The sequence below is a fragment of the Saccharopolyspora phatthalungensis genome (assembly GCF_014203395.1).
GTDB lineage: Bacteria > Actinomycetota > Actinomycetes > Mycobacteriales > Pseudonocardiaceae > Saccharopolyspora > Saccharopolyspora phatthalungensis.
Genome location: NZ_JACHIW010000001.1, coordinates 1,283,883 through 1,307,237 on the forward strand (window position 1 = coordinate 1,283,883; position 23,355 = coordinate 1,307,237).

Sequence of the window (23,355 nt, forward strand, 5' to 3'; positions counted from 1 at the left end):
GCGTCCTCGTCCCCAACCCCGGTGGCCGCAGCTCCGACGAACTCGTCCCCGTCGGCCGCACGCCATCGGCTCGGCAACCGGGCGAGAGCGATCCGCGGTCGCTGCTCGATGTGACCATGCCCGCGGACCGACTGCGCAGCTGGTTGGTCACGATCGTGATCACCCTGGTCGCCGGCCTGGTGCGGCTTTGGGACCTCGGTCGCGCCACCAACGAAGGCACACCGGTCTTCGACGAGAAGCATTACGTGCCGCAGGCGTGGCAGATGCTTCGCAACGGCGGCTACGAGGACAACCCCGGCTACGAGCTGGTCGCGCACCCGCCGGTCGGCAAGCAGCTGATCGCGATCGGCGAATGGCTGCTCGGCTACAACCCGTGGGGCTGGCGGATCATGGCCGCTCTGTCCGGCACGGTGATGGTGCTGCTCATCGTCCGGATCGCCCGCCGCATGACCAGGTCCACGTTGCTGGGCGCGCTCGCCGGTGTGCTGCTGATCTGCGACGGCCTCAGCCACGTGCAGGCCCGGGTCGGGATGCTTGACATCTTCCAGGCGATGTTCCTGCTGGCCGCGTTCGCCTGCCTGCTGGTGGACCGTGATCAGGTGCGCAGCCGGATGTGGCAGGTCTGCGCCGACGGGCGGTTGGACGCGAGCAGTTGGGGCCCACGGCTGGGTTTCCGCTGGTGGCGGTGTGGCGCCGGGCTGATGCTCGGGCTGGCCTGCGGCGTGAAGTGGAACGGCATCTACTACGTCATGGCGTTCGGCCTGCTCAGCGTAGTCTGGGATGCGCTGGCGCGGCGGTCGGCGGGGGTCCGGCGCCCCTGGCGCGGTGCGCTGGTACGCGACGCGGCCCCGGCGTTGTGGTCGCTGGTGGCGATCCCGGTGCTGGTGTACTTCGCGACCTGGACGGGCTGGTTCGCCAGCGAGACCGCGACCGATCGGCACGCGGCGCTCATCTCCGACAAGGTCGGGTGGGCTTTCCTGCCCGACACGGTGCGCTCGTTGCTGTACTACCAGTTGAACGTGCTGGAATTCCACACTCACCTGGTCACGCCGAAAATCCCGCACCCGTGGGAGTCGAAGCCGTGGGCATGGCCGATGGGCATGCGCCCGATGCTCTACTACTACGAGTCGGGCATGCCGGGCTGCGGCCGGTCCAGCTGCGTCGAGGCGACGATGCTGATCGGCACCCCGGCGATGTGGTGGTTGGCGCTGCCCGTCGCGGGCTGGGCGGTCTGGCGCGCGACCAGCAGGATGGACTGGCGCTATGCCGCGGTCCTGGTCGGCTACGGCGCGGGCTATCTGCCGTGGTTCACGAACCTGGACCGGCAGATGTACTACTTCTACGCGACGCCGCTGGCACCGTTCCTGATCTTGGGCATCGTGCTGGTGCTGGGCGAGGTCCTGGGCACGGCGCGGGACCACTTCGAGCGGCGCCGGACCGGGCTGCTCGCGGTGGCGCTTTACGTGGGGCTCGTGGTGGCGAACTTCGTGTGGCTGTGGCCGATCCTCAACGGCGAACCGATCACCCAGGAACACTGGCAGGCCGAACTCTGGCTACCGTCCTGGCGCTAAGCCCGCGCCGAGCAGTACCAGCCAAAACGGCCGGGCAGGCACGTGGCTCCCAGCGGAACCAGGCGCTACCAGGACCGCCGTTTATCGTCCATTCAGGACAATTGAAGGGACAACCGAAAATGGCTGGCGTCGAGGAAGTTCGGATGGAAATTGCGCTTGCGAATGAAAAGGCACGGGAAGGCATCGCTGCGCTACAGCACGTTGTTCACGTCCTGGGCGAAGCCCAGAAGACTTTAGGTACCGCCACACACGGCACGACTCAGGACGAGATCCTGCAGGCATCGGGCTTGCTAGCGCAAGCCGCCCAGTCGACAACCGAGTTGCAAGGAACGATCAGCGCCAGCATCGAAACGTCCGAAAGCTACGCCGGTCGCTTGTAGGCTTCCGGTGGTGAGCGCGCTGGAGGATGTCTTACAGGCACTCCGCACGGCGGTCGGCAAGATCGACGAGGCTCGCGACGGACTTTCCACAGCCAAGGATCGTTGGGAAGAACGCGGCGAAATGCTGGCGGGGTGCCTGTATGGCACCAATGATCCGGACGCCCAGGAAGTCCTTGCGAGCCAAGGTGTCACGTCGGAAGCGATGTACGTGGTGCGGGAGCAGTTGGGGGCGGTGCAACGCCGGATCGAGCAATACCAAAAGCAACTCGGTTCGGCCGAGGCCCCGACACCGACCGGAGCAGGCGGCATGCCACCGGCCGAATCAAAGCCGATCAGTAATTTCCATGGCGATGCCTACCCTCCGGAAGCGGCTGGGCTTATCGAGCAGCTACCGAAGCGGGTCACGCCGAACAACAACGAAAGGACCGTGGGCGTGGCTCGACTGGGGGACAAACTCTTCCCCCCAGATGCATTCAGGGCGCGATCCCGTGTGGTCGGGGAAGGTGCGTGAAGGGCTGGACGAAGTGGGTGTGCCGTCGGAATGGCTGGACGGTCACGTGGAGCTGAAGTTGGCCGCGATGATGCGTGATACACGGCAGCAAAGAGGTCGCAATCAACTACACGCCGTGCGGATACGAACGCCAACGCCGGTTGCCTAATACCTGCCATAGGGTTCTCGACCGGTTCCTACCGGAAGGGTATAGCTTGACGGTCTACGGGACCGACCAGAACAACCAGCCATTCCGCCACACCTACAGGGGGCGAGGGACGTAATGTGCAGCGCCGTTGCAGAACTGCTGGCTGACGGCGGTCTGGAGCTTTCCGCGGTGACCGACAGCGCCGAGGTGATCGAGTTGGTCAAGCAGGCGAACGGCAAGCGCCCCGGGCAGGCGTGGGCGTTCTATGTTGACCTGTCGAGTAGCCAAGCTCCCCGGCTGACGGTCGGGCTGAACGGAGACCGTGGCGTGATCACCTGGTGGGGCGGTTCGGGCACCTACGGTCCCGCCGACGGTGCAAACAAGGACCCGGTGGATTACTGGCTAGGCGGGCACCACTCCCAACTGGGCACCGGCCTGGAGCTCCCGGCGGACCGGGCGCTAGCCGGGCTGCGGGAGTTCCTGGTCACAGGCCAGCGCCCCACCTGCATTGAGTGGGTGCCCAGGTAAGGTTGATCATCAGCTCGCGGGTGCGGTCGAGCTGCGGGGTCGAGGTCGGGGCGGTTGGCCTTTAGTGTGCTGCCGCCACATTGACGGTGGCCTGCGGTGTGCTCTCAACGGCGGCCATTCAACGCCCCCGCTGCGACGGAGACATTCCCGTAGCGGTGAAGCACCTCGTAGCCGACGCATTTCAGTCCGCCGTCGTGCTCGCTGACTCGGACCTGAGGGACTGCCCGCACAGCGACGCTAGCCAATCAGCTTGTGTCGCTTCAGGTGGTACTCGCTGACCTGCTCGCCGCGCCGCAGACGTGCTCACCAACGCGCGAGTCCTCAGGGCAGGTCTTTGAGTGTGTTGCGCAGCGCGGTCACCGCGTCGATGATCTCCGCCGGTTGGACCGAAAGCGGCGGGCGGCACCGCAGCGAGTCCGGACCCGACGGCAGGAACAGCGCGTGGTAGCTGTCGCGGGCGATGGCCAACGCGCGATCGCGCCGCGCCGGGTCGTGGAAGGTGATCGCGCACATCAGGCCGCGGCCGCGCGGTTGGTGAATCGCCGACGGGAATTCCGCTGTCAGGTCACGGAGTTCGCCCAGCAGCAGTTCGCCCATCAGCCGGCTGTGCTCGAACAGGCCCTCGCTCTCGACGACCTCCAGGATTCTGGTCGCGCGCACCATGTCGACCAGTGAACCGCCCCAGGTGGAGCTGATCCGGCTCATCTCGCGGAAGGCGTTGTCGGCGACCTCCAGCACGCGCCGCCCGCCCATCACCCCGCACACCTGCAGGCGCTTGCCGAACGCGACCAGATCCGGCTCCAGACCAAGCGCCTCGTGCGCCCATGCCTGCCCGGTAAGCGCACCGGTCTGCACCTCGTCGGCGACGGTGAGCACGTCGTGCTCCCGGCAGAGTTCCTGCACCGCCTGCAAGAACTGGGGCCGCAGGTGCCGGTCGCCGCCCTCGCCCTGGATCGGCTCGTACACGAAACAGGCGATCTCCCTGCCGTACCGACGCAGTGCGGCGCGGGCGGCGTCGAGCGCGTTCGTCTCCTCTGGCAGCAATTCCGCGCTGTCCCACCGCTCGCCCGGTGCGACCGCCGGGCTGGGGATGCGCGGCCAGTCGAACATCGGGTAGTCGCGGATCTTCGCCGGATCGGTGTTGGTCAGCGAAAGCGTGTAGCCGCTGCGGCCGTGGAAGGCCCGCTCAAGATGCAACACGCGACTGCCGCGCACCCCGATTCCGTTGCGCGCGTTGACCTTCGTCTTCCAGTCGAACGCCACCTTCAACGCGTTCTCCACCGCGAGGGTGCCGCCGTCGATGAAGAACAGCAGCGGCAGCTCGGGCACGCCGACCACGCGGCGGAAGGTCTCGGCGAAATGGGCTTGCTCGGCGGTGGCGAAGTCGGGGTTGGACGGCTTGACGCGCCCGGCGCGCACCAGCGCCGCCTCGAACTCGGGCGTGCGCAGCCCCGGGTTACCGTGCCCGAGCGGTGCCGAGCTGAAGAACATCGTCATGTCCAGGTACTCGGTGCCGTCGCGTGCGTCGCGGAGCCGGCACCCGTCACCGGCGTCGAGGTCCACGACGATGTTCAGCAGGTCGCCGGTCACGTGCGCTTTCAGCGCCGCGACAGGGTCGGTCGCCGCCTCGCGCGGACCATGCACGTCGGTCGATACCACGTCACGAACGGTCTCCTGCTGCGCGGTCATGTTGGGCCTCCCGCCGTCGTGGCGCACTGTGGCGCATCATCTCCCAACAAAAATTACAACAGAACGACTCAGGCGAGCAACTTTCTTCAGCCAACACCGATTAAGAGAGAAAGATTTTCTTTTTACTCAGGTAGGGCCCGCCGCCGGGTTTGAGCTGGGTAACAACCCGATCGAGTGGCTAGAGCTTCACTCAGGGCGCCGACGCGGCAACCCGGGACGGCCACTGCCGATCGAACGCCTGACCGATCCGATAACGAAGGTCATCAGGTCGCCAGCTCCACATGAGACCGAAAGCCCTCGACGACGGTCCAGCCGCGATCCCGAAAGCGATCAGGAATCGGCTCGGCATCCGAACCCAACGCCATCGCCGCCCCTCCACCAACCGGCGACGTCCGTACGCGCGGGTCAGTCGGCTGAAACGGGGCGTTCCTCGAAGAATCCGCGTGCGTCGAGTTCCTCCAGCGGGATGGCGGCCCGGTCGGCCAAGACCCGTTCCGCCTGGTGTGGCTGAAAACCTCGGAGCACCAAGGCGAGGGCCGGTACCTCGTCGATGTGCTGGACGAGTGCGTAGTACGTGGCCAGTGCGTGCATGCAGGGGCGGCGGGACTCACGGCAGGGACAGTCGATCTCGATCTGGTCCGGGTCCGGCGCGCTGGCCAGTTGTGCCGCGAGTTCGTCGGGCGCATCCCCGGTGGAGAGGATCATGGCCGCACCGGGATGGGCCTTCAGGTATTCGCCGACCGGCTTCCTTTCTTCCTCGGTCCAGGTGGGAAACCGGATCCGCACGGGATAGTCGCGGCCGCGGACCGTGACGTGCGCGCTGATTCCGCCGGGCTCGGTTTCGACGCCGTGGACCGCGTCGCGGCGTGCGATCGCCCGGGCCTTGGGCAGTCGCGTGTCGATCCCGGTGACCATCGTCGGTTCGGCGAGCCGCAACCACGCTTGTCCCCACGCGGTCGCACCGTACTCGGTCATCCGTTCTCCCCCTCGCTGGTCAGCTCCAGCAGTTCGCGCAGGTCCCGATCGGGGAGGTCGGCGAGCGCCGCGGCCTCGGAACGGCCGGTGACCAGCGATGCCAGGTCGCGCTTCTGCTCGTGCATCCGGGTGATGTGCTCTTCCACCGTGCCGTCGGTGAGCAGCGTGTGGACCAGGACCCGGCGCGTCTGGCCGATCCGGTGCGCCCGGTCGCTGGCCTGGTCCTCCACCGCCGGGTTCCACCACCGGTCGTAGTGCAGGACGTGGCTCGCGCGCGTCAACGTCAGCCCGTACCCGGCCGCGCGCAGGCTCAACACCATGACCTGGGCGGCGTCATCGCTTTCCTGGAATCGAGTGACCAGTTGGTCGCGTCGACCGCTCGACAACCCCCCGTGCAGGAACGGAACCGCGTGCCCCAACTGCGCCCCGAGGTGCTCGGCCAGCAGTTCGCCCATCGCCGTGTACTGCGTGAACACCAGGGCGCGCTCGCCGGCGTCCGCGATCTCCTCGACTATTTCGGCGGTGCGGTCCAGTTTCCCGGAACGACCGGCGAGCGGGCCGGACTCGCCGAGGAACTGGGCCGGGTGGTTGCAGATCTGCTTCAGCCGCGTCAGCAGCGCCAGCACGCGTCCGCGTCGCGTCGTTCCGGTGCCCAACCCGGCATCGAAAGCCTCCGCCACGCACTGCCGGTACAGCGCCGCCTGCTCGCGGGTCAGCGTGCACGCCACCAGCACGTGCTGCTTGGCGGGCAGGTCGGCGGCGACTTCTCCCTTCGTCCGGCGCAGTACGAACGGCTCGATCATGGAGCTCAGCCGCTGGGCGCTGCGGATCGATCGGCGTTGCTCGATGGGCGTGGCGAACCGGGCGCGGAACCGACTGCGCGTGCCGAGGAGACCGGGGTTGGTCACTGCCATGATCGACCACAAATCATCCAGCCGATTCTCCACCGGCGTACCCGTCATCGCCAGCCGCAACCGCGCGTTGAGGTGACGCGCGACGCGATTGGCCTGCGAAGCGGAATTCTTGATCTGCTGGGCCTCGTCGGCCACCACGACGTCCCAGTCGATCTTGCGCAGCAGCTCGCTTTCCCGGCGCAGCAGTGCGTAACTGGTCACCACCACGCTCCCGCCCGCCATCGCATCGGGTTCCAGCCGACGTCGCGATCCGTGGAAGGGCACCACCGGTACCTGGGGGGCGAATCGGGCGAGTTCCCGTTCCCAGGTGCGCAACAACGACGTCGGGCACACCACCAGATGCGGCCGCTCCGAGGCGCGAGCAGCCATCAGGCAGATCGCCTGCAGGGTTTTACCCAACCCCATCTCGTCGGCGAGAATGCCGCCGCCACCGCGCTCGGGCAACGTCCGCAGCCAGGCGACGCCGTGCTCCTGGTACTCCCGCAGCTTCGCCTGCACCGGCGACTCGATGGCCAACTCAACCGCGGTGCGGAACTCCGTTAACAACGCCTCGGCCGTGGGAACGGATCGCTTGTCCGGCAGCAGAACCGCGTGCCCGGCCGGTGGAATTCGCTGCGCCAGCGCGGCGTAGTCCGACCAGCACGCCCCGCCACGTGCCAGCCTTGCCGCCTCGCGCCACACCCGGAACGTAACGCTGGCCCGGATGTGATCATCGTTGGCGAGCGCGGAGACGGCGGTGGCTAGGGGCACGAACCTGGCCAGCACGCTGGTAGCCACCGCCCGGGACGAATTCGGAGCCTCCGGCAACGCTATGGGCAGCTCTTCTTCCGCACCCTCCGGGAAACCCAGGTCGCGCAGGGCCTCGCCGGGGTCATCCGTCGCCCAGAACGCGAACCTCGCCGTGCCAGGTTCGTAGGTGACCTGCAGTTCGTCCGGAACAACCGCGCGCACGAAGCAATCTCCTGGTCAGCACTAGTAAGACGACGCGATCATGGCGTCGTCGGATCGGTCAACCGCAGCAGCGGGTAGGCCGCCACCGAGCACGAGTCGAGGACTGGGTTTTCGTAGCCGATGCGGGGCGACACCTGCTCGTTCATCGGTGCTGGCACAGCCCGCCATGCTAGCCGTCGGACCGCCCGGTACCAGCCGAAAACACCGCATCTGCCGCTGATGATCTCGCTCCATCCCTAGAACACGGAGGTTCGCTGCCGGGCCGAGGGCCCGTACATCGGCGCCGAGCGGCCGGAAAACCCATTCGTGCGGTATCGATTTCCGGGCCATACCGGCAGATCGGCGTAGTCTCCGGCCGTCACCGCCTTCGGATGGGAGAACGATGGACACGCCGGAAGAAATTCCAAACGAGATCGCGATGCGCCAATTGCTCCTCGGGCGTCTCGTGTCGTCCGCGCTGCACGCGGCGGTCGTCCTGCGGATTCCCGACGTCGTGCACGAAGGTCCCCGTACCGCGGCGGAACTGGCCGTCGACCTCGACGCGAATGAATCGGCCGTGCGGCGGCTTGTACTCGTGCTGATCAACCTCGACGTGCTCAGTGAGGATCCGGCGAACGGCGGGCTGGCGCTGACCCCGTTCGGCAACACGCTCCGCGAGGACGTCCCGGGAACGGCCCGCCACTGCGCACTGCTCGTGGGCGGGCCCATCGGCCGGTGCTGGGACCACTTGCTGCCCGCTGTGCGCACCGGTGAACCGGCGTTCGACGCGACGTTCGGGGTCGACGTGTTCAGCTACCTCGACGGCGCACCCGACCTACAGGCCGTGTTCTACCGGTCCCAGGCGGCCGATCTGGAGATCACGCTGGCGGAGCTGGCCGTGGTCGGGTGGGAGTCCTACCGCACCGTGGTGGATGTGGGCGGCGGGGACGGCGCCTTGCTCGAACACGTGCTGACCGCCTGCCCCGAATCCCGCGGCGTACTGCTGGAAACGGCATCGGTGGCGGAGCGGGCTCGAAGTCGATTGGCCACCGCCGGACTCGCGGAGCGCTGCGAGGTGATCGCCGGGGACTTCTTCGAATCCGTCCCCTCCGGGGGCGACCTGTACGTTCTTCGGGACATCGTGCACGACTGGCCGGACGAGAGGTGCGTGGCTCTGCTGCGGGTTTGCCGACGAGCCATGCCCCTATCGGCTGCGCTGCTGGTCATCGAGCGCAGCACACCCTCGAACGAGGATCCACATCTGCTCAACCACTTGATGGACCTCTACATGTTCGCCGTTGTCGGGGGCCGGGAACGCACTGCGGGGGAGATGGAAAGGCTGCTCTCGGACGCGGGTTTCGCCGTCCGAAAGCGGCACCGGCTCAACGGCGGTGCGGTCGCGATCGAAGCGATCCAGGCTTCCTGACGGCGGCGCGTGGCGTTTCCCAACGCAACCCGGACAGTGCCGCGTTCGGCTCCCAGCGTCGCTGGAAGATCTTGGTCACTACCTCGTGCTTCTGGTGGCCTGCGCGTCGCGCTCCGCCCGATCCAGTTCCCGGTCGAGCTCGGCCTGCCAGTACTCGTTGAGCCGACCGGAGAAGAGGGTCTGGAAGTACCGCAGGTACCGCAGCCGGTCCTGCGGGGTCGGCTCGTGCTTGACGAAGAACAGCAGATCCGCCGGCACTATCGGCCGCATGCCGAGGATGGGGACGGGGCTGGTGAACGGCCGGAAGGTGTCGCTGTGCAGCCCCACCGTCTCGTGGTCCGGCCAGAAGTCCCCGGCCATGTATCCGCTTTGGACGAAATCCGGTTTGAGCACCGCGTGAGCCCGGCCGACCAAGGCTTTCAACTCGTCCTCGGGCTTTCCGTGCGGGACGATCAGCGAAACCAGGTAGGTGCGGTCGGGGCCCATCGTCTTTGCGCGCCGGAGGCTGTCATCGAGCAGGCGCCGGGCCAGGGCCACGAGTTCCTCGTCGTCGCGAGCGGCGTCGAAGCTCTCCATCCGGACGTAGTTCCGGCGCAGGGCGCGGACCATGTAGGGGCATACGACTCCGTCACGCCCCAGGTCCGGATGCGGATTCGGCGTGTACTCCCGGACCCACCGGCGCGCCAATGCCAAGCGGTCGTCAGACATCAGCTCTCCCCCTCGGACGCTCGGTGCAGGGTGGCGAGGTATTCCGAGCAGGACGGCAGTGCGCGCACGAGTTGCTCGCCATCCCGGCGCAGGGCCGCGAACGCCCGTCGTGCGGGTTCGGGGTCCATCAGGCTGACCGCCGGACGCGGCGCGCGGGGAGCGCCGCCCAGGCCGAGCAGCATGGTGTTCCAGGAGTACGGCTCGAACCCGTGGTATCGGGGATAACTGGTGGACTCGTCGAGCAGCAGGCTTGCGCCGTGCTCCAAGCGGTTCGCCAGTCCGTCCGGAACCGGCCGGAGCTTCGCTTCCTTCCAGTAGGGCGTGTCGTCGCGGGCAGCGGCGCGGTAGTGCAGCGCGAGGAACTCCTTTACCCCGTCCACCACATGCGCCATCCGGCGGTTGTAGGCGTCGATCACCGCACTGTCCCAGTGCGTGTCCGGGAAGTGCTTGACCAGTTCCTCGATCGCGTGCTGGATGAAGAAGATGCCGGTGGATTCCAGCGGTTCGACGAACGCGCTGGACAGTCCGATCGCCACGCAGTTGGCCACCCACGGTCGCTTGGTGCGACCGATGCGCATGGCGATGTGGTTGGCCTCTAGGTCATCCCGCCCCGGGGCGGAGAAGCGGCGCAGCGTCCGCTCCGCCTCCTCCGGGCTGCAGAACTGGTCGGAGTACACGTAACCGGTGCCGTTGCGCCGGTGCAGTGGGATGGTCCAGATCCAGCCGGCGCCCATCGCGGTTGCGGTCGTGTAGGGGGCGACTGCCGCGCCGGGGTCCTCGCGCGGCACGCGCAGCGAGACCGCTCGGTTGTTCGGCAGGACGTCGGCGAACGACTGGAACGGCTCGCCGAGCGTCTTGTTGATGAGCATGCCACGGAATCCGGTGCAGTCGATGAACAGGTCACCGGCCAACTCCCCGTGTTCGCGGGTCCGCACGTGCGTGAGCCAGCCGCGCTCGTCCTGCCCCACCGCCACGACGTCGTCGACGACGTGGCGGACGCCGCGATCCACCCCGTAACCGGCCAGAAAACGGGCCAGCAGGTCCGCGTCGAAGTGGTAGGCGTAAGGGAACTGGGCGCGCTGCTCGGCGAGGGTGGAGCGGCCGAGCGGGCAGTCCAGGTCGGCCGCGAACAATTCGCCGTCGAGCCGGCGCGGTGACCGCTTCGCCTCACACAGCGAGGGGGTGAGGAAGCAGCTCTGGTCGAAGGCCGACCCCGGCTCGCCCAACCGCAGCCACCAGTCCGCGAGGCTCAGTCCGTTGACGGTGCGCGGCCGTTCGAACGGGTGGTAGAAGTGGTGGCCGACGCCGCGCCAATCCTGGAACCGGATGGCCAGCTTGTAGGACGCCGCGCAGTGCGGCATCCACTGCTGCTCCGGTAGGTCCAAGTATTCGAAGAAGTGCCGGATCGTGCTGAACGTGGCCTCGCCGACGCCGATCGTCGCGATCCGCTGCGACTCCACCAGGGTGACCGGCACGCGGTCCTGGAACGCGGCCTTGAGATACGCGGCGCTCATCCACCCCGCAGTACCGCCACCGACGATCACCACGGATCTGATCACGCTTTTCCTCCAAGGATTGCGCGGGCAGCACGGTGATCCTCACCATCCGCCCCGCGGCACGAGCGAGGCAGGAGGCGGGCCTCCATCCCGTCGCCCCCCGAGGATGACGATCTTGCGCCGGGCTCGCCCATGACACCTCTTTCCCCTGCTGGAGCCGACATATCCGAGATCGACTGTGCGCACCCCCTGACGTAGGAACAAGCAACTCCGCCACGGTCCACGCGGACGTGTGGCATGCGGCTCCGACGCAACTGCGGGCGGAGCCTAGAGTCCCACGCGTTCACCCAATGGGCAGGGGATTTCCGGGGCGCGATCGCAGCAGGGCTTGGACGGCCGGACCGGTCATTGCGGTGGTGACCATCGCGACGAGCAAGTCGCTCTTACGGTCCCCGAACACACCAGCCACCCAAGCCTGCCGAGCACTCGGTGCGCTCCCAGGCCGAGAAGCGACGCAGCCCGTAGCGCAGCGGCATACCGACGGTGCACTCGACTTCCTCTAGCTCGCCGATGGCCAGTTCGTGGTCCTCGACGACGGCCGTACTTCGCACTCGGCAGCCGGCGCGCGCGAAGGCGTCCGCTACGAGTATGAAGCTCCGGTGCTGCTGAGTCGTGACGTTCCACTGTGGCCGATCGTGCTCCGGCGCATCATCACGTTCGTTGCCGGGCAACGGAATTAACATGTACTACCTCTCTGCGCTTAGAAGTCCGCCGGAGGTGTCCGGTGGTAGGAAGCCAGTTCCACCCGCGATCGGATGTGCAACTTGCGGAAGATCTGCCGGAGGTGGAAGCCCACCGTGTGCGGCGACAGGAACATCCGGCCGCGACCTGCCGGTTGGTCGGCCCGGTGGCGACCAGCTGCGCCACGGAACGCTCCGTTTCGGTGCGGCTGCTCCAGCCGCTGGCCGGGCGTTTGGCGTAGGTCCAATGCCGCCGGCGCACGACACGGCCATGAACGACACCGCCCGGCCGAATGAATTGCCGGATCGCAGCGCCGAAGAACAAAGTCGTGCATTAAACGTTCTCGCACCGGCCGCGCCGGAAACGCGCACTAGACCCGCAAAAGGACTTTTTTCTCGACCGCGTTCACCCGCAAAACTCGCCCGCAGCTGAACAGGATCGCAACTGACACGACGAACAAGGTGTAGGAATGCCAGATCTCACCCCTGTTTCGCAGACCCCAGTACGACCATCGGTGTCGCGCAGCCGAGTATGCCGCAGTTCACAACCGAACACCCACTTCGCCTAACGTGACCCAGGTCACATTATTGCCGTTTTTCACGTTGCCACAACGAGCCTTGGCCCCGTTATCCAACTACCCGGAACAATGCCAACCCGCAGCCGCTACCGGGCACTTGGCGTGCCCCTCGCGAGTGGACTCCTGATTATCCCGGAGCTAGCCCGGCAAATTCGTGGCCGTATCCCCCGGTCATCAGGCGTGCATGACTGAATGCGACAGGTGGCGGTAGCAGCTCGATAACCTGGAGCGGCACGACGCGGGGTTCATTGCCGATGAACAACGCTCACCCAGCGCGACTTCAGGTTTGCGGTGGAGACGGTGGAGACCAAATCGACGTAGCGCAAGAACCCACTTCTAGCCCGCAGCCTCGCCTTGCCGCCACGAATTAACTTCGGCCCCCAAGGCCATATTTTACGCCATTCAGGTGATCCATTTCGGAAGGTCCTTGACCCCGGACAGCAAGATCGTAACCTTCCACGCCATGACCACGGAGCCTCGTCGGGCTCGACGGTCGGAATGCAAAGCGAGACAGGGCCGGGGGCATGGCGAAGACCAACTGGCGGCAGCAACGCGAACGCCAGCAGCGGGAAGCGCTTCGGACGCAACGGGAATACGAGCGGCTTGTTGCCCAGCAACAACGGGAGGCCGAACGCGCCGCAGCACAAGCCGACCGGGAACGGAAGGCGCAGTACGCAGCAGAGCGGGAGGCAGAAGCCGAGGAACGCACGGCAGCAGTCGAGCGGCGTGCCGAGGAGCTCACAACACTGTTGCTGACAGGTATTAAGCGGCGCAAGGTACTCGACCTCGTGGCGCTGAAGAAGCCGTATCTCGCCAGCCAGTTCAATCCCGGACACCTGGGCACGCCTGAGCCTGAGCCATCGTGGGAACGGTTCGCGCCCCCCGAACCCGGTTTCCTCACGCGAATGTTCGGCGGTGAAAGCCGTCGCATGCGGGCCGTTGACCAGGCGCGGATTCGGTTCGAACAAGAGCTCCTGACCCATCGCGAACGCGAGCAACATCGCCGCGCTGAACTGGACAAAGCGCAGCGAGACCATCAGCGATCGGAAGCCGAAGGCAAGCGTCAGGCGGACGAGCGAAATGCCGAGATCGACGCGCTGGAGCGGTCTTTTCGCGCTGGTGAACCAGCTGCGGTCGAGCGTTGCGTGCGCATGGCGGTGGAAACGGCGCAGCTGCCCGAAGGCCTCCCGACCGAAATAGAAGTCGGCTACCGCAGGGACACCGGTCAGGTCTTGGTGCTTCGCGAACTGCCGGACACCGACGTCATCCCGACCGAGACAGCATTCCGGTATGTCAAGAAGCGCGACGAGATCGAGTCGGCGCAGCGCAAACCGACCGAAGTCAAGCAACGATATGCCGATCTGATCGCGCAGTTGGCCCTGTTGACACTGCGTGATGTGTTCGCGGCCACGCCCGCGAAGCTGGTCGACGAAGTCGCGGTGAACTGCCACTTGTCCACAACGGACCCTTCCACCGGCAAGCGAATCCGCCCCTGCCTGCTCACCGTCTCGGCTACGCGCGCCGACTTCGACGACCTGGTGCTGGACCGACTCCAGCCCCGGGAGTGCCTGCGCCACCTCAACGCCCTGATGTCGCCACACCCGTACGATGTCGAGCCCGTCACGCCAATCTTCGCACCCGACCTGTCCCGATTCCGGTTGACCGACGCCGAAGAAGTGGCGGCCGGCCTGGATTCCCGCACGGTGCTCGTCGAGCTCACGCCGACCGAGTTCGAACACCTAGTCCGCGAACTCTTCGAGGCGATGGGAATGCAGTCGTGGGTCACGCAAGCCTCCCGCGACGACGGTGTGGACGGGGTAGCGCACAACCCCGATCCGATCATGGGCGGGCTGACGGTCATCCAGGCGAAGCGTTACGTCAAGGTGGTGCCGGCCGATGCGGTACGGGCCCTGTGGGGCGTGATGGAGGACAAGAAAGCAGGTACGGGGGTGCTGGTCACCACCTCGTACTTCGGCAAGTCCAGCCACGACTTCGCCAAGCGCAACGAGCGTGTACGGCTGATCGAAGGGCCAGAGCTGAAACACTTGATTCAGCAGCATCTCGGCAAAGACGTCATCCTCGGGGCCAAACAACCCGCGAACAGGCGGAAGTGAGACGCCGGAAATCCAAGGGCGCCAGAAAGGGGAATCGTGGATCCGGCTTTCGCAGCCGTGCACGAGGTGGTGCTGGACCGCGTTGCGGAAGACAGCACACTACCGGAGCCGGCCAAGGAGCTCGTACTGGCCGCGTTGGAGGGCAGCGAGGAGCTCGACGCTTGGTTGTCGGGTACACACGCGGTCTCGTCGCGCCGGGACAGCCAGCCGAGAACCGGCGCGCGCGGCGTCTTCCTTCGATCCATTTCCGTGACGGGGTTTCGCGGCGTGTCCTCCCGCGCCACGTTGCACGTGGAACCCGGACCGGGCCTCACTCTTGTCGCCGGGCGCAACGGGTCCGGCAAGTCGAGCTTCGCCGAAGCCGCCGAACTTGCCCTCACCGGCGGCAACGCGCGCTGGAACGATAAACCGGCGGTGTGGCAGAAGGGGTGGCGCAACCTGCATCACACAGGCCAGTCGTCGGTTGAACTCGAACTGGTCGCCGAGGGTGCCAAACCGACGCACATCACCTGGTCCTGGGCCGACGACAACCTCTCGACAGGCGAGTGGTCCCAGCATGCCCACGGCGAGAAACGACGACCCCATCCCGCTGCCCAGTGGCAGGAAGAACTAGTCGCCTACCGCCCGTTCCTGCCCTACAGCGAGCTGGGCAAGCTGATCAACGGCCGGCCCAGCGACCTCTACGACTCGCTGCACCGGCTGCTTGGTCTCGATTCGGTGCGAGACGCGATCAAACGCCTCAGCGAACGCGAAAGAACGCATCGAGACCACGCGAAGGATGTGCGGTGCGAACGCGAGCAACTTCGTGACGACTGTTTGGCGCTCAACGATGAGCGAGCACAGGAATGTGCGGTCCTGCTGGGCGAACCGGACCCGGACCTGACGGCGGTGGCGAATCTCGTCCTCGGTGACGACTCCGCGGTCGCTCAACTCGCCGCGCTTCGGCGCATTACCGGTCTCAAGCTTCCCAGCACGCAGCAAGTCGCGAACGCGGTGGAAAAACTAACGGTGGCAATCGACAAGCACAGCGCGCTAAGCACGGCACAAGCCGAAGCCGCACGTAATCTCGCTGTGCTGATCCGGCACAGCATCACCCACCACAAGACCACCGGAGACGGCCCTTGTCCGGTCTGTGGCCACGGAACGCTGAACGCAACCTGGCGCAGGCAGGCCGAACACGCCGCCGACGAGCACGAAAGGCATGCGAAGCAACTTCACGACGCCCAGCAAGACGTCACCAACGCCCTCGCAGCCGCCCGGGAACTGATCCAGCCAGTGCCCGAGGAGCTCCAGGTCGAGGTCGCCGGTGTTCCCACTGCGGAGGCCCTGCACGCTTGGCGTGAATGGCACGCGCTCCGAACACTCCCCTCGGGGGAACTTTCGGCAAGACTCATCGAGCACCACCGCGCATTATCCGACCACATCGGCAAAGCTCAGCACGCGGCGATCTCGACGCTCGAACAGCGCAACGAGATCTGGCAACCTCTCGCCCGGCGGCTCAGCACCTGGCACGACCGCGCCGCCCGACTGCGGGAACAGGCCACTCGGCGCGAGCAGCTCACCACGGCTTTGAAGTGGCTCACGAAAACCAACGCCGACCTGCGCAGGGAACGGTGGGAGCCGTTCGCCGAGGAGAGCCAGCGCGTGTGGCGTTCGCTGCGGCAGCAGAGCAACGTCGACTTGGGTGACATCAAGTTGGCCGGCGGCACGGTGCAACGCAGAGTCGACCTCGACGTCAGCATCGACGGCACACGGTCCGAAGCGCTCAGCGTGATGAGCCAAGGAGAACTCCACGCGCTGGGGCTCGCGCTGTTCCTCCCGAGAGCGACGGTCGACCGAAGCCCGTTCCGGTTCATCGTGATCGACGACCCGGTGCAGGCTATGGATCCGGCCAAGGTGGATGGGCTCGCACACGTGCTCGCGGCCACCGCACGCACTCGCCAGGTGGTCGTGTTCACCCACGACGCACGGCTCACCGAGGCGGTTCGTCGGTTGCAACTACCCGCGACGGTCTGGGAGGTGTGCCGACGCGAAAGGTCGCAAGTGGAGATCCGCAAGATCGACGATCCCGCGGACCGGTACCTCGCTGACGCACGCGCGTTGTCGGAGACGAAGGGCATGCCTTCCGGCCTGTGCTCGGAACTCGTCGCGAACTTCTGTCGTGCCGCGCTGGAGGCCACCAGCGAAAAGGTCTTCCGCGCCCGCCGGCTCGGTAATGGAGACGAACATTCTGCCGTGGAGAGTCTCCTGGCCAACGCGGTGAAGACGCACCACAAACTCACCCTGGCCGTGCTGGACGATCCGTCCAAGGACGGCGAACTGTATGCCAGGCTTCGCCTTGCCGGACCGCGAGCAGTGGACACCGTCAGGGCCTGCAAGCAGGGGGCGCATCGAGGACACCACGGTGATCTCCGCACCCTCATCAACGACACGGAACGCCTGGTGCGATGGCTGGAAAAGCGTTGAGCGCAGGCCAAACGCGTCTGGACTTCGTCGAGCAGTTGCTCACCGGACCCGGTGTGACCGTTGGGATTTGGCCCCGCTGCTGCGCATGGCTAATCCGGCTCGCCTTGGAAAACAGCATTCGCGTCCTCCTGGCGGCACACCATTCCGCTTTGCCCGAGTGCAAGATGCGAGCCCAACTGCTGGCCGTGTCGCGATTCGTCGATCTGGAGACAGCTCGTCGCGTCAGCGCGCTGTGGTATGCGCTCAGCCGAGTCGCCCACCACGATGATTACGCACTGGCGCCGACCGCGACCGAACTCCGCGATTGGCACCGAGAAGCGACGCACCTCTGCGCAGCGCTCATGCCATCGACGGAGACCCCCTAGTCCAGGTTGCGCTGGGGAAACGCCACGCTCCCTCGATTACTCGGCCAACGTTCCTGGACACCGCAGCGGAGAGAAGCCCACCGCAGTGCGGGAAGATCCATGCGGCCTGTCGTGGGCACCATAGGAGTGCGCTTCCTGTTCGTGGCGGCTGCACTTGCAGAGCTGACCATTGGTCAGCGGACCGGTGCAGGTAACGCAGGTGGCGCTTGCGATGCGGAGAGTGTTCCGGAGGAATGCCGCTCCCAGCATCCCATCGAGTTGTGCTCTCTTCTCCGTGACTCCGCTGGGATCGCCGCTCATTGCCCCAGTAGTTGCCTCAGCATGTGATCGACCGGTACGTCCTCGCTAACGAGCCGTTCCGCCAATTCATGATCGCATGTGTGCTCGATGCCACATAGACGCTAGGCTGGTTCACCAGCCTGCGCGCCCACTCGTTCGACTCGACCATGGGAGAGAACGAGGCCGGTACGGGCGATCTCGTCTTGGAGGGCTCGGTTCTCGGCGGGATAGTACACCAGAGTCAACGATTCGGCGTCGATGAGGTCCTCGGTCATGCGGGTCGCCGCGGTCGGCGCGAGCGAGTAGACGCGGATGCCCTTCTTCGCGCCCTCGGCCGCGAGCACGTTCATCAGGCCGACCACTCCCGACTTTGCCGCGCCGTAGTTCGACTGACCGAAATTGCCGTAGATTCCCGATGCCGACGTCGTCATCAGGATTCGGCCGTAGCCCTGCCGAATCATGTGCGGCCAGACCGCCTTCGTGCAGTGCACCGATCCCATCAGGTGCACGTCGACCACCTTCCGGAAGTCGTCGAGTTCGATCTTGGCGAACGACTTGTCCCGGAGGATGCCGCGTTGTTGATCAAAATGTCGACGCGGCCCCACCGCTCGATCGCCTGCGCGACCATGTCCTCTACACCGTCCACATCGGTGACGTCGCAGCGATTCGACAGCCCTTCACCGCCGAGCCGTTCGACCTCGGCGACGACGCGCGCCGCCGGACCGTCGTCGCCGCCACCGCCCGAAACGGAGCCGCCCATGTCGTTCACGACGACTTTCGCACCACGCGCGGCCAGCGCCAGCGCATGCGCTCGACCGAGGCCGCCACCGGCTCCGGTCACGACCGCGACCTTGCCGGCGAAGTCGATAGTCACGGTTGGAGAGACCTTTCAATCAGGGATACCTTGCGCGGTGTTGCCACCTCGCGAGTGCGTGTCGATCACGTTGCGCTCACTTCGGAAGCCACCGATTCAGCGGCGCTCGGCGCTGTCTGCCGGTGAGACCGCGGCACGAGCGAAACGAGCACGGCCCCGGCGAGCGCGGGTAAGGCGAAGCCGTAGAACAGCCACGCCGTTGGGAGCCCCGAGGACAGGAGCATCCCGCCGTAGAGCGGGCCGAGGATGCCACCGAGCCGGCCCACCGACAGGGCGGTCCCGATCGCGGTGGCTCGTACTTGGACGGGATACCGGCTCGCTATGAACACGTTAATGAGGGTCTGAGTGCCCACGGTGCCGACACCGGCGAGAACGACCGCGACATAGAGCAGCACGATCGGCAGCGGGTAGCTGAGCACGGCGATACCGACGACTGCGAGCAGGAAAGCCCCGACAAGTACCGGTTTGGCCCCGACGCGGTCCGCGGACCGGGCCAGCAGCAGCGCTCCCACCGCGGTGCCGAGGTTGAGCACGAGCAAAAAGGTCAAGGCCGACCCGGTCTCGTAGCCGGCCGAGCGCATGAGCTGCGGCAACCAGGTGTAGATCCCGAACAGCACCAGGAGGGACGCAAAGGTGGTCAGGCAGAACAGAATCGTGGTCACGGCGTAGCGGCGCGAGAACAGCGCAGTGAGTCGACCACGGCGGCCATCGTTCCCGGGTTCGGGCGTCGGCAGGGTCGCGAGCGTTGCATCGAACCCCAACCGCTCGGCCCAACGCTGCGCCTGGGCATGCCGACCCGCGGCGCGAAGGTAGACCAGGGACTCCGGAAGGTACCGAACCGCGAACGGAAGGACGACCAGCGCGGCGAGGCCACCGACCAGATATTCGGCACGGAACCCGGCCGTGGGGACGATGACCGCCGCCACGACGGCGGCCAGCGCGCCGCCGAGGCCCACACCGGCGAAGGAGAGGGCTACGTTGACGTTGCGCCGTTGCGGCGCGGAGAGTTCGAAGACCAAGGCCGCGATGGAAGGCAGCACACCGCCCACGCCAAGACCCACGAAGATCCGTCCGGCCGCGAACAGCGGCACTCCGGACGCGAGGCCGGACACCAGCATCGCCAAGGAGAACAGGGTGACGCTGGCGAGAATCAGCCTGCGACGCCCGACGAGGTCGGTCAGCACACCGACACTGATCGCCCCGACGAGCATCCCGATCGGCGTCAAACTACCGAGCAGACTCGCCTGTGCGACAGTCAGATGCCACGAGGAATCGGCGAGCATGAACGGCAGCGCCGCTCCGTAGGCGATGACGTCGTAGCCCTCAAGCGTCATGCACGCGAGGCAGAGCAGGAGAACACTGACCGGGGTTCGAGTAGCTGTTGCCGGGGAGGGGGACAGTGACGAGGACATGGCGCCGTTGCCTTTCGAATATGCCCAGTAGTTCGAATATGCCCAGTAGTCAGCCGGATTCGCACCGCCCATCCGGTCGGGGACGATCAGACGTGTGTCGTGCGGGTGCGGCAGATCAGGATGCGAGTTCGTGTCGTTTGGCGAGCCAGTCGATGATTTCAGCGGCGGCGAGTTCGTTTCCGGTCGGCTCGCCTTCGGCGATGGGGCCACCGAAATGCAAACCGCGGACGGTTGCGGTGGTGAGATCCTGGGCGCCGAGCGCGTCGATCATCCGGCGGGAGTCGGCGGGAAACGCCGCCTGGTCGCCGGTGAGTTCAATGAAGAGAGCGGGCGCGGTGACTCCGGGCGCGCAGCGGACGAAGTCGGCATTGGAGCTCAGTCCGGACCAGGTGGACAGCCATGCCTCGGGGGTTGTCAGGCGGCCGAAGCCGACCAAGCCATAGTTGATCAAATCGGGCCGTTTGCCGAACAGCGAGCCGTAGGGGCGCTCGCTGGGGTCGAGGGACAGGTCGACGGCGCGGGGGTCGGCATCGGTACGGAAGATGGTGATGATCCGAGGCGCCAGCGAACGACGTCGATCGGCGGGATCCTCGGTCTTGTTGAAGCGGCCCTTGGCTTCCTGAGCGCGGGCGATGTGCTCGCGGGCGATGGCATCGATGCGGGCCACGCGGTCCCGCTGCGCGGCCCGGTACCGGGTGAGGAACTCCGAGCTGTAGGTGGAACTGGTAGGCGGTTCGGCGAATCCGTTGGCCGGGTTGAACGGGTCGAGTTCCGGTACCACCGACAGCGGATCGTTCTCGTCGGCAACGGACGGGTCGATGCAGCCAAGTAGCAGACGGCCCTGGCCGGGGTGCGGGGCGAGGAAAATCGCACCATCGGCCACCGGCATCTGTGCGTCGGCGAGCTTCGTCGGTCGGCCGCCCGGCGTCGCGGCGAGTCGTTTCTCCGCAGGCAGCGCGGCCTGTTCGAGGTAGTAGGCGTACAGCGTGCCGCCGCCGGAGTGGCCGAGGGGGACGATCGAGTCGAAGCCCTGCTCGCGAAGGAAGACCATTCCCGCGGCGACATCGAGCAGCGCCTGCTCGTGCACGAGGGTGAGGTCGTTGTTCACCGAGCGAGTGTGCTGTGTCCATACGGCGACCCCGGCCCGCAGAAGCAGCGGGACGAGCGGGTGGTGGGTGACGTCCTGGCGCGGGTGCATCAGGCAGACCACGGTGGTGGCGCCGGGAACGTTGGCCAGCACACCTCGGACGGTTGCCCCGTCCGCGGTGGTCAACTCGTGCACGGAGGTCACCGTGGCCTCCGGCCGTTCACCGGCGGCCAGGTAGCGACCGGCCCCGAGCCGGTGGGCGGATGTGCTGGTCATGCGGGCTCCACGCGCAGTGCGTCCTTGTCGTGCTGGGTGATTCGGCCGTCGGCAACGCCGGCCACCGAGCTGTACCAGACGGCGTGGCGGCAGCCGGTCGCGCGCCGGTCGATGACGATCGCTGCGTCGGCGCTGATCTCGAAATAGGGGCCGATCTTGCCCACCGTGACCGCGTGGTCCTCGGATGCCACCTTGGCAAGGGGCGTGTTCTCCGGAACGTCGAGCACATACAGCGTGGTCATGCGTTGCTCTCCTGCGCCTGGGCGGCTTCCCACTGCGCGGCGCGGGCCACGATCAGCTCCGCCTTGCGCGCCAGCAGCTTGGCGAAAGTCGGCTCGGGAGCGTCGACGACATCGAGCAGCGCGTCGATGGTGAGGTTGGCGTCGAGGTCTTCCTGCGGGGTGACCGGACGCATCGCACGAGTCAGCTCGACCATGTAGCCGTTCGGATCGTGGGTGTAGATCGACTCGATGGTCTCGTGCTGGATCTGCATCTCCACCGGCCACTGGCTGTTGTCCAGCCGGCGGCGGTACTCAAGCAAGTCTTCCTGGCTGTCGACGTGGATCGCCAAGTGCCGGGAGCGGATGAAGTACTCGGGGACATCGGGGCCGAAGGCGGCGTAGGAATCACCGCGCCCGCTCTGGTTGAACGGCTCGATGCCGAAGTAGTAGAAGAACGCGATGCGGTCATCGTTGCCGATGTCGAAGAAGAAGTGGATGAAGTCCGGGTGGTCTTCCGGCCCCCAGCCGGCCGCGCAGATCGAGTGCACGACGGGGAAACCGAGGACGTCGCGGTAGAAGCGCACGGTGCCGGCGGGGTCGAAGGTCGGAAACGCGGCGTGGTCGACACCGCGGACCCGGTGATCAAGCTCAGTCATGAGGTGCCTCCGCACAGGTCGAGCTCGGCTTGGCACTTGCCACGCTAGGCTTGTGTTGACATTAAAGTCAATAGTTCGACATGCGAGAAAGTTGAACCTGCATATTTACTGGTCACGGCGATACAAGCAGGCCCCCGATCGGCGATCGGGGGCCTGTTGCGGGGGCCAGTTCCGCGTCTGGGAACGCTCGGACCACCGGTGGGCGCGTAACCCACTCACCATCCGGGCCAGCCCAAGCGTGCCGCGGCACTAGCTGCCGATGACGCGCTCAAGGAAGTCCAGGTCCTGGCGGATCAGGGCGATCGCCGCCGCCGGGCCGGCTTCTTCCGGGACTCGATGACCTTGCTGCGCCACGGCGGCCACTGCCATCGCGGCGAGTTGGTCGGCGACCGAATCGATGGTTTCGCGACCATCGGCGCGGAACCACCAAGCGACCCAGTTGAACATCCCGATGACCCCGAGGGCCGCGGTCCTCGGATCCACCGGCCGGAACTGCCCGGAGCGGATGCCTTCGTCGACGACCTTGGTGACTTCGCGCAGCACGGCTCGCTTACCGCTTTCATGAGCGCGGGACAGTTCCTCGGGCAGCTCCGCCTCGGAACGGATGATCACCCGGAATCGGGCCGGGTGGCTGGCCTGCCGGGTCACCAGGGCCTGGGCGATCATGCGGAGCTTGCCCGTGGCATCGAGATCCGTGCGCGCGTTGATCTCTCGTAGCTGGGCGGCTGGAGCTTCGGTGATCTCGGTGACCAGTTTGGCCAGCAGTTCGTCCTTGCTCTTGACGTAGTAGTACAGCGCGGGCCGGGTCAGGCCGACCGCATCGGCGATGTCCTGCAGGTTGGTGCCGGCGAAGCCTCGCTCGCCGAACAGGCGCGCGGCGTGCTCGTAGATCTCGTTCTCCACCAACTCCCGGCGGGCGGACGCACGACCGTTGGCTTCGGTCGTTTGCACATCGGTGCGCCGCCGGCGGGAGCGTGGCGGCGTCTCACCGGTGGCACCCTTGCGGGATGACGCGGGACTCATAGCGCCCAA

At 66.4% G+C, this 23,355-nt stretch carries 21 protein-coding genes and 1 pseudogene; 9 read left to right on the top strand and 13 right to left on the bottom strand.

Annotation, left to right across the window (positions count from 1 at the left end; all coding sequences use genetic code 11):
- The first annotated feature begins 116 nt into the window (after positions 1-116).
- The 5 genes from BJ970_RS05675 to BJ970_RS05695 all read left to right on the top strand — a co-directional run bounded on the left by BJ970_RS05675 (position 117) and on the right by BJ970_RS05695 (position 3,117).
- The gene (locus BJ970_RS05675) at positions 117-1,571 is read left to right on the top strand and encodes a dolichyl-phosphate-mannose--protein mannosyltransferase (RefSeq protein WP_221467561.1); all 1,455 of its coding nucleotides are present in this window, start codon (positions 117-119) and stop codon (positions 1,569-1,571) included.
- Positions 1,572-1,690: 119 nt separating this feature from the next.
- A complete protein-coding gene (locus BJ970_RS05680; protein ID WP_184724671.1) occupies positions 1,691-1,951 on the top strand; it encodes a hypothetical protein in 261 nt (86 codons plus the stop codon).
- A 10-nt stretch (positions 1,952-1,961) separates the two neighbouring features.
- Positions 1,962-2,462, top strand: a complete 501-nt coding sequence (locus BJ970_RS05685; protein ID WP_184724673.1) for a hypothetical protein — start codon at positions 1,962-1,964, stop codon at positions 2,460-2,462.
- Positions 2,463-2,536: 74 nt separating this feature from the next.
- Positions 2,537-2,725, top strand: a complete 189-nt coding sequence (locus BJ970_RS39875) for a DddA-like double-stranded DNA deaminase toxin (protein WP_184724675.1) — start codon at positions 2,537-2,539, stop codon at positions 2,723-2,725.
- The gene (locus BJ970_RS05695) at positions 2,725-3,117 is read left to right on the top strand and encodes an Imm1 family immunity protein (protein ID WP_184724677.1); all 393 of its coding nucleotides are present in this window, start codon (positions 2,725-2,727) and stop codon (positions 3,115-3,117) included. Before BJ970_RS39875 ends, BJ970_RS05695 begins: the two co-directional genes overlap by 1 nt.
- Positions 3,118-3,438: 321 nt before the next feature.
- On the opposite strand, the gene lat is transcribed toward BJ970_RS05695, so the two are convergent.
- From lat to BJ970_RS05710, 3 genes are all read right to left on the bottom strand, one after another.
- Positions 3,439-4,806 (bottom strand): L-lysine 6-transaminase, encoded by a 1,368-nt coding sequence (lat, locus tag BJ970_RS05700; protein ID WP_184724679.1) that lies wholly within the window; start codon positions 4,804-4,806, stop codon positions 3,439-3,441.
- A 405-nt stretch (positions 4,807-5,211) separates the two neighbouring features.
- Complete coding sequence (locus tag BJ970_RS05705) at positions 5,212-5,781, bottom strand: SWIM zinc finger family protein (protein WP_184724681.1); 570 nt, start codon at positions 5,779-5,781, stop codon at positions 5,212-5,214.
- Positions 5,778-7,646 carry a DEAD/DEAH box helicase gene (locus tag BJ970_RS05710; RefSeq protein ID WP_312864132.1) on the bottom strand — a complete coding sequence of 623 codons (1,869 nt, stop codon included), beginning with the start codon at positions 7,644-7,646 and terminating at the stop codon, positions 5,778-5,780. The genes BJ970_RS05705 and BJ970_RS05710 overlap by 4 nt, the downstream gene beginning before the upstream one ends.
- 418 nt (positions 7,647-8,064) lie before the next feature.
- Here BJ970_RS05710 and BJ970_RS05715 point away from each other — a divergent pair, with 418 nt between their 5' ends.
- Complete coding sequence (locus BJ970_RS05715) at positions 8,065-9,051, top strand: methyltransferase (protein ID WP_184724683.1); 987 nt, start codon at positions 8,065-8,067, stop codon at positions 9,049-9,051.
- A 78-nt stretch (positions 9,052-9,129) separates the two neighbouring features.
- Here BJ970_RS05715 and BJ970_RS05720 read toward each other — a convergent pair whose 3' ends face one another.
- The 4 genes from BJ970_RS05720 to BJ970_RS39880 form a co-directional block, all read right to left on the bottom strand.
- On the bottom strand, positions 9,130-9,759 hold the full coding sequence (locus BJ970_RS05720) for a DUF6875 domain-containing protein (protein WP_184724685.1): 630 nt from the start codon (positions 9,757-9,759) through the stop codon (positions 9,130-9,132).
- The gene (locus BJ970_RS05725) at positions 9,759-11,318 is read right to left on the bottom strand and encodes a tryptophan halogenase family protein (RefSeq protein ID WP_184724687.1); all 1,560 of its coding nucleotides are present in this window, start codon (positions 11,316-11,318) and stop codon (positions 9,759-9,761) included. Before BJ970_RS05725 ends, BJ970_RS05720 begins: the two co-directional genes overlap by 1 nt.
- Before the next feature lie 380 nt (positions 11,319-11,698).
- Positions 11,699-11,998: a flavin reductase family protein gene (locus BJ970_RS05730; RefSeq protein WP_184724690.1), complete on the bottom strand. Its 300-nt coding sequence runs from the start codon at positions 11,996-11,998 to the stop codon at positions 11,699-11,701.
- 17 nt (positions 11,999-12,015) lie between these two features.
- Positions 12,016-12,330, bottom strand: a complete 315-nt coding sequence (locus BJ970_RS39880) for a LuxR C-terminal-related transcriptional regulator (protein ID WP_376774993.1) — start codon at positions 12,328-12,330, stop codon at positions 12,016-12,018.
- A gap of 767 nt (positions 12,331-13,097) precedes the next feature.
- Here BJ970_RS39880 and BJ970_RS36940 point away from each other — a divergent pair.
- The 3 genes from BJ970_RS36940 to BJ970_RS05750 all read left to right on the top strand — a co-directional run bounded on the left by BJ970_RS36940 (position 13,098) and on the right by BJ970_RS05750 (position 17,518).
- On the top strand, positions 13,098-14,687 hold the full coding sequence (locus BJ970_RS36940) for a restriction endonuclease (protein WP_221467049.1): 1,590 nt from the start codon (positions 13,098-13,100) through the stop codon (positions 14,685-14,687).
- A gap of 36 nt (positions 14,688-14,723) precedes the next feature.
- Entirely contained in the window at positions 14,724-17,153 is a 2,430-nt protein-coding gene (locus tag BJ970_RS05745) for an AAA family ATPase (RefSeq protein WP_184724693.1), read from the top strand.
- A 149-nt stretch (positions 17,154-17,302) separates the two neighbouring features.
- The gene (locus BJ970_RS05750; protein ID WP_184724696.1) at positions 17,303-17,518 is read left to right on the top strand and encodes a hypothetical protein; all 216 of its coding nucleotides are present in this window, start codon (positions 17,303-17,305) and stop codon (positions 17,516-17,518) included.
- A gap of 401 nt (positions 17,519-17,919) precedes the next feature.
- Here the strand turns inward: BJ970_RS05750 and BJ970_RS39885 are convergent.
- The 6 genes and pseudogenes from BJ970_RS39885 to BJ970_RS05780 form a co-directional block, all read right to left on the bottom strand.
- Positions 17,920-18,671: pseudogene (locus tag BJ970_RS39885) on the bottom strand (SDR family NAD(P)-dependent oxidoreductase).
- Between the two features lie 65 nt (positions 18,672-18,736).
- Positions 18,737-20,005: an MFS transporter gene (locus tag BJ970_RS05760; protein ID WP_184724699.1), complete on the bottom strand. Its 1,269-nt coding sequence runs from the start codon at positions 20,003-20,005 to the stop codon at positions 18,737-18,739.
- Positions 20,006-20,198: 193 nt separating this feature from the next.
- Positions 20,199-21,446: an alpha/beta hydrolase gene (locus BJ970_RS05765; protein WP_184724702.1), complete on the bottom strand. Its 1,248-nt coding sequence runs from the start codon at positions 21,444-21,446 to the stop codon at positions 20,199-20,201.
- The gene (locus BJ970_RS05770) at positions 21,443-21,688 is read right to left on the bottom strand and encodes a hypothetical protein (protein WP_184724705.1); all 246 of its coding nucleotides are present in this window, start codon (positions 21,686-21,688) and stop codon (positions 21,443-21,445) included. The genes BJ970_RS05765 and BJ970_RS05770 overlap by 4 nt, the downstream gene beginning before the upstream one ends.
- Positions 21,685-22,323 carry a VOC family protein gene (locus BJ970_RS05775; protein ID WP_184724708.1) on the bottom strand — a complete coding sequence of 213 codons (639 nt, stop codon included), beginning with the start codon at positions 22,321-22,323 and terminating at the stop codon, positions 21,685-21,687. Before BJ970_RS05775 ends, BJ970_RS05770 begins: the two co-directional genes overlap by 4 nt.
- 249 nt (positions 22,324-22,572) lie before the next feature.
- Positions 22,573-23,346, bottom strand: coding sequence for a TetR/AcrR family transcriptional regulator (locus BJ970_RS05780; RefSeq protein ID WP_184724711.1), 774 nt, complete (start codon positions 23,344-23,346; stop codon positions 22,573-22,575).
- Positions 23,347-23,355 lie beyond the last annotated feature (9 nt).

Bases quoted from the DNA above. Each gene is read 5' to 3' on its own strand.
- BJ970_RS05760 (WP_184724699.1), bottom strand. From the start codon at position 20,005: ATGACGCTTGAGGGCTACGACGTCATCGCCTACGGAGCGGCGCTGCCG.
- lat (WP_184724679.1), bottom strand. From the start codon at position 4,806: ATGACCGCGCAGCAGGAGACCGTTCGTGACGTGGTATCGACCGACGTG.
- BJ970_RS05705 (WP_184724681.1), bottom strand. From the start codon at position 5,781: ATGACCGAGTACGGTGCGACCGCGTGGGGACAAGCGTGGTTGCGGCTC.
- BJ970_RS05680 (WP_184724671.1), top strand. From the start codon at position 1,691: ATGGCTGGCGTCGAGGAAGTTCGGATGGAAATTGCGCTTGCGAATGAA.
- BJ970_RS05765 (WP_184724702.1), bottom strand. From the start codon at position 21,446: ATGACCAGCACATCCGCCCACCGGCTCGGGGCCGGTCGCTACCTGGCC.
- BJ970_RS05780 (WP_184724711.1), bottom strand. From the start codon at position 23,346: ATGAGTCCCGCGTCATCCCGCAAGGGTGCCACCGGTGAGACGCCGCCA.
- BJ970_RS05715 (WP_184724683.1), top strand. From the start codon at position 8,065: ATGCGCCAATTGCTCCTCGGGCGTCTCGTGTCGTCCGCGCTGCACGCG.
- BJ970_RS05720 (WP_184724685.1), bottom strand. From the start codon at position 9,759: ATGTCTGACGACCGCTTGGCATTGGCGCGCCGGTGGGTCCGGGAGTAC.
- BJ970_RS05675 (WP_221467561.1), top strand. From the start codon at position 117: ATGCCCGCGGACCGACTGCGCAGCTGGTTGGTCACGATCGTGATCACC.
- BJ970_RS39880 (WP_376774993.1), bottom strand. From the start codon at position 12,330: ATGCACGACTTTGTTCTTCGGCGCTGCGATCCGGCAATTCATTCGGCC.
- BJ970_RS05730 (WP_184724690.1), bottom strand. From the start codon at position 11,998: ATGTTAATTCCGTTGCCCGGCAACGAACGTGATGATGCGCCGGAGCAC.
- BJ970_RS05775 (WP_184724708.1), bottom strand. From the start codon at position 22,323: ATGACTGAGCTTGATCACCGGGTCCGCGGTGTCGACCACGCCGCGTTT.
- BJ970_RS05695 (WP_184724677.1), top strand. From the start codon at position 2,725: ATGTGCAGCGCCGTTGCAGAACTGCTGGCTGACGGCGGTCTGGAGCTT.
- BJ970_RS05770 (WP_184724705.1), bottom strand. From the start codon at position 21,688: ATGACCACGCTGTATGTGCTCGACGTTCCGGAGAACACGCCCCTTGCC.
- BJ970_RS36940 (WP_221467049.1), top strand. From the start codon at position 13,098: ATGGCGAAGACCAACTGGCGGCAGCAACGCGAACGCCAGCAGCGGGAA.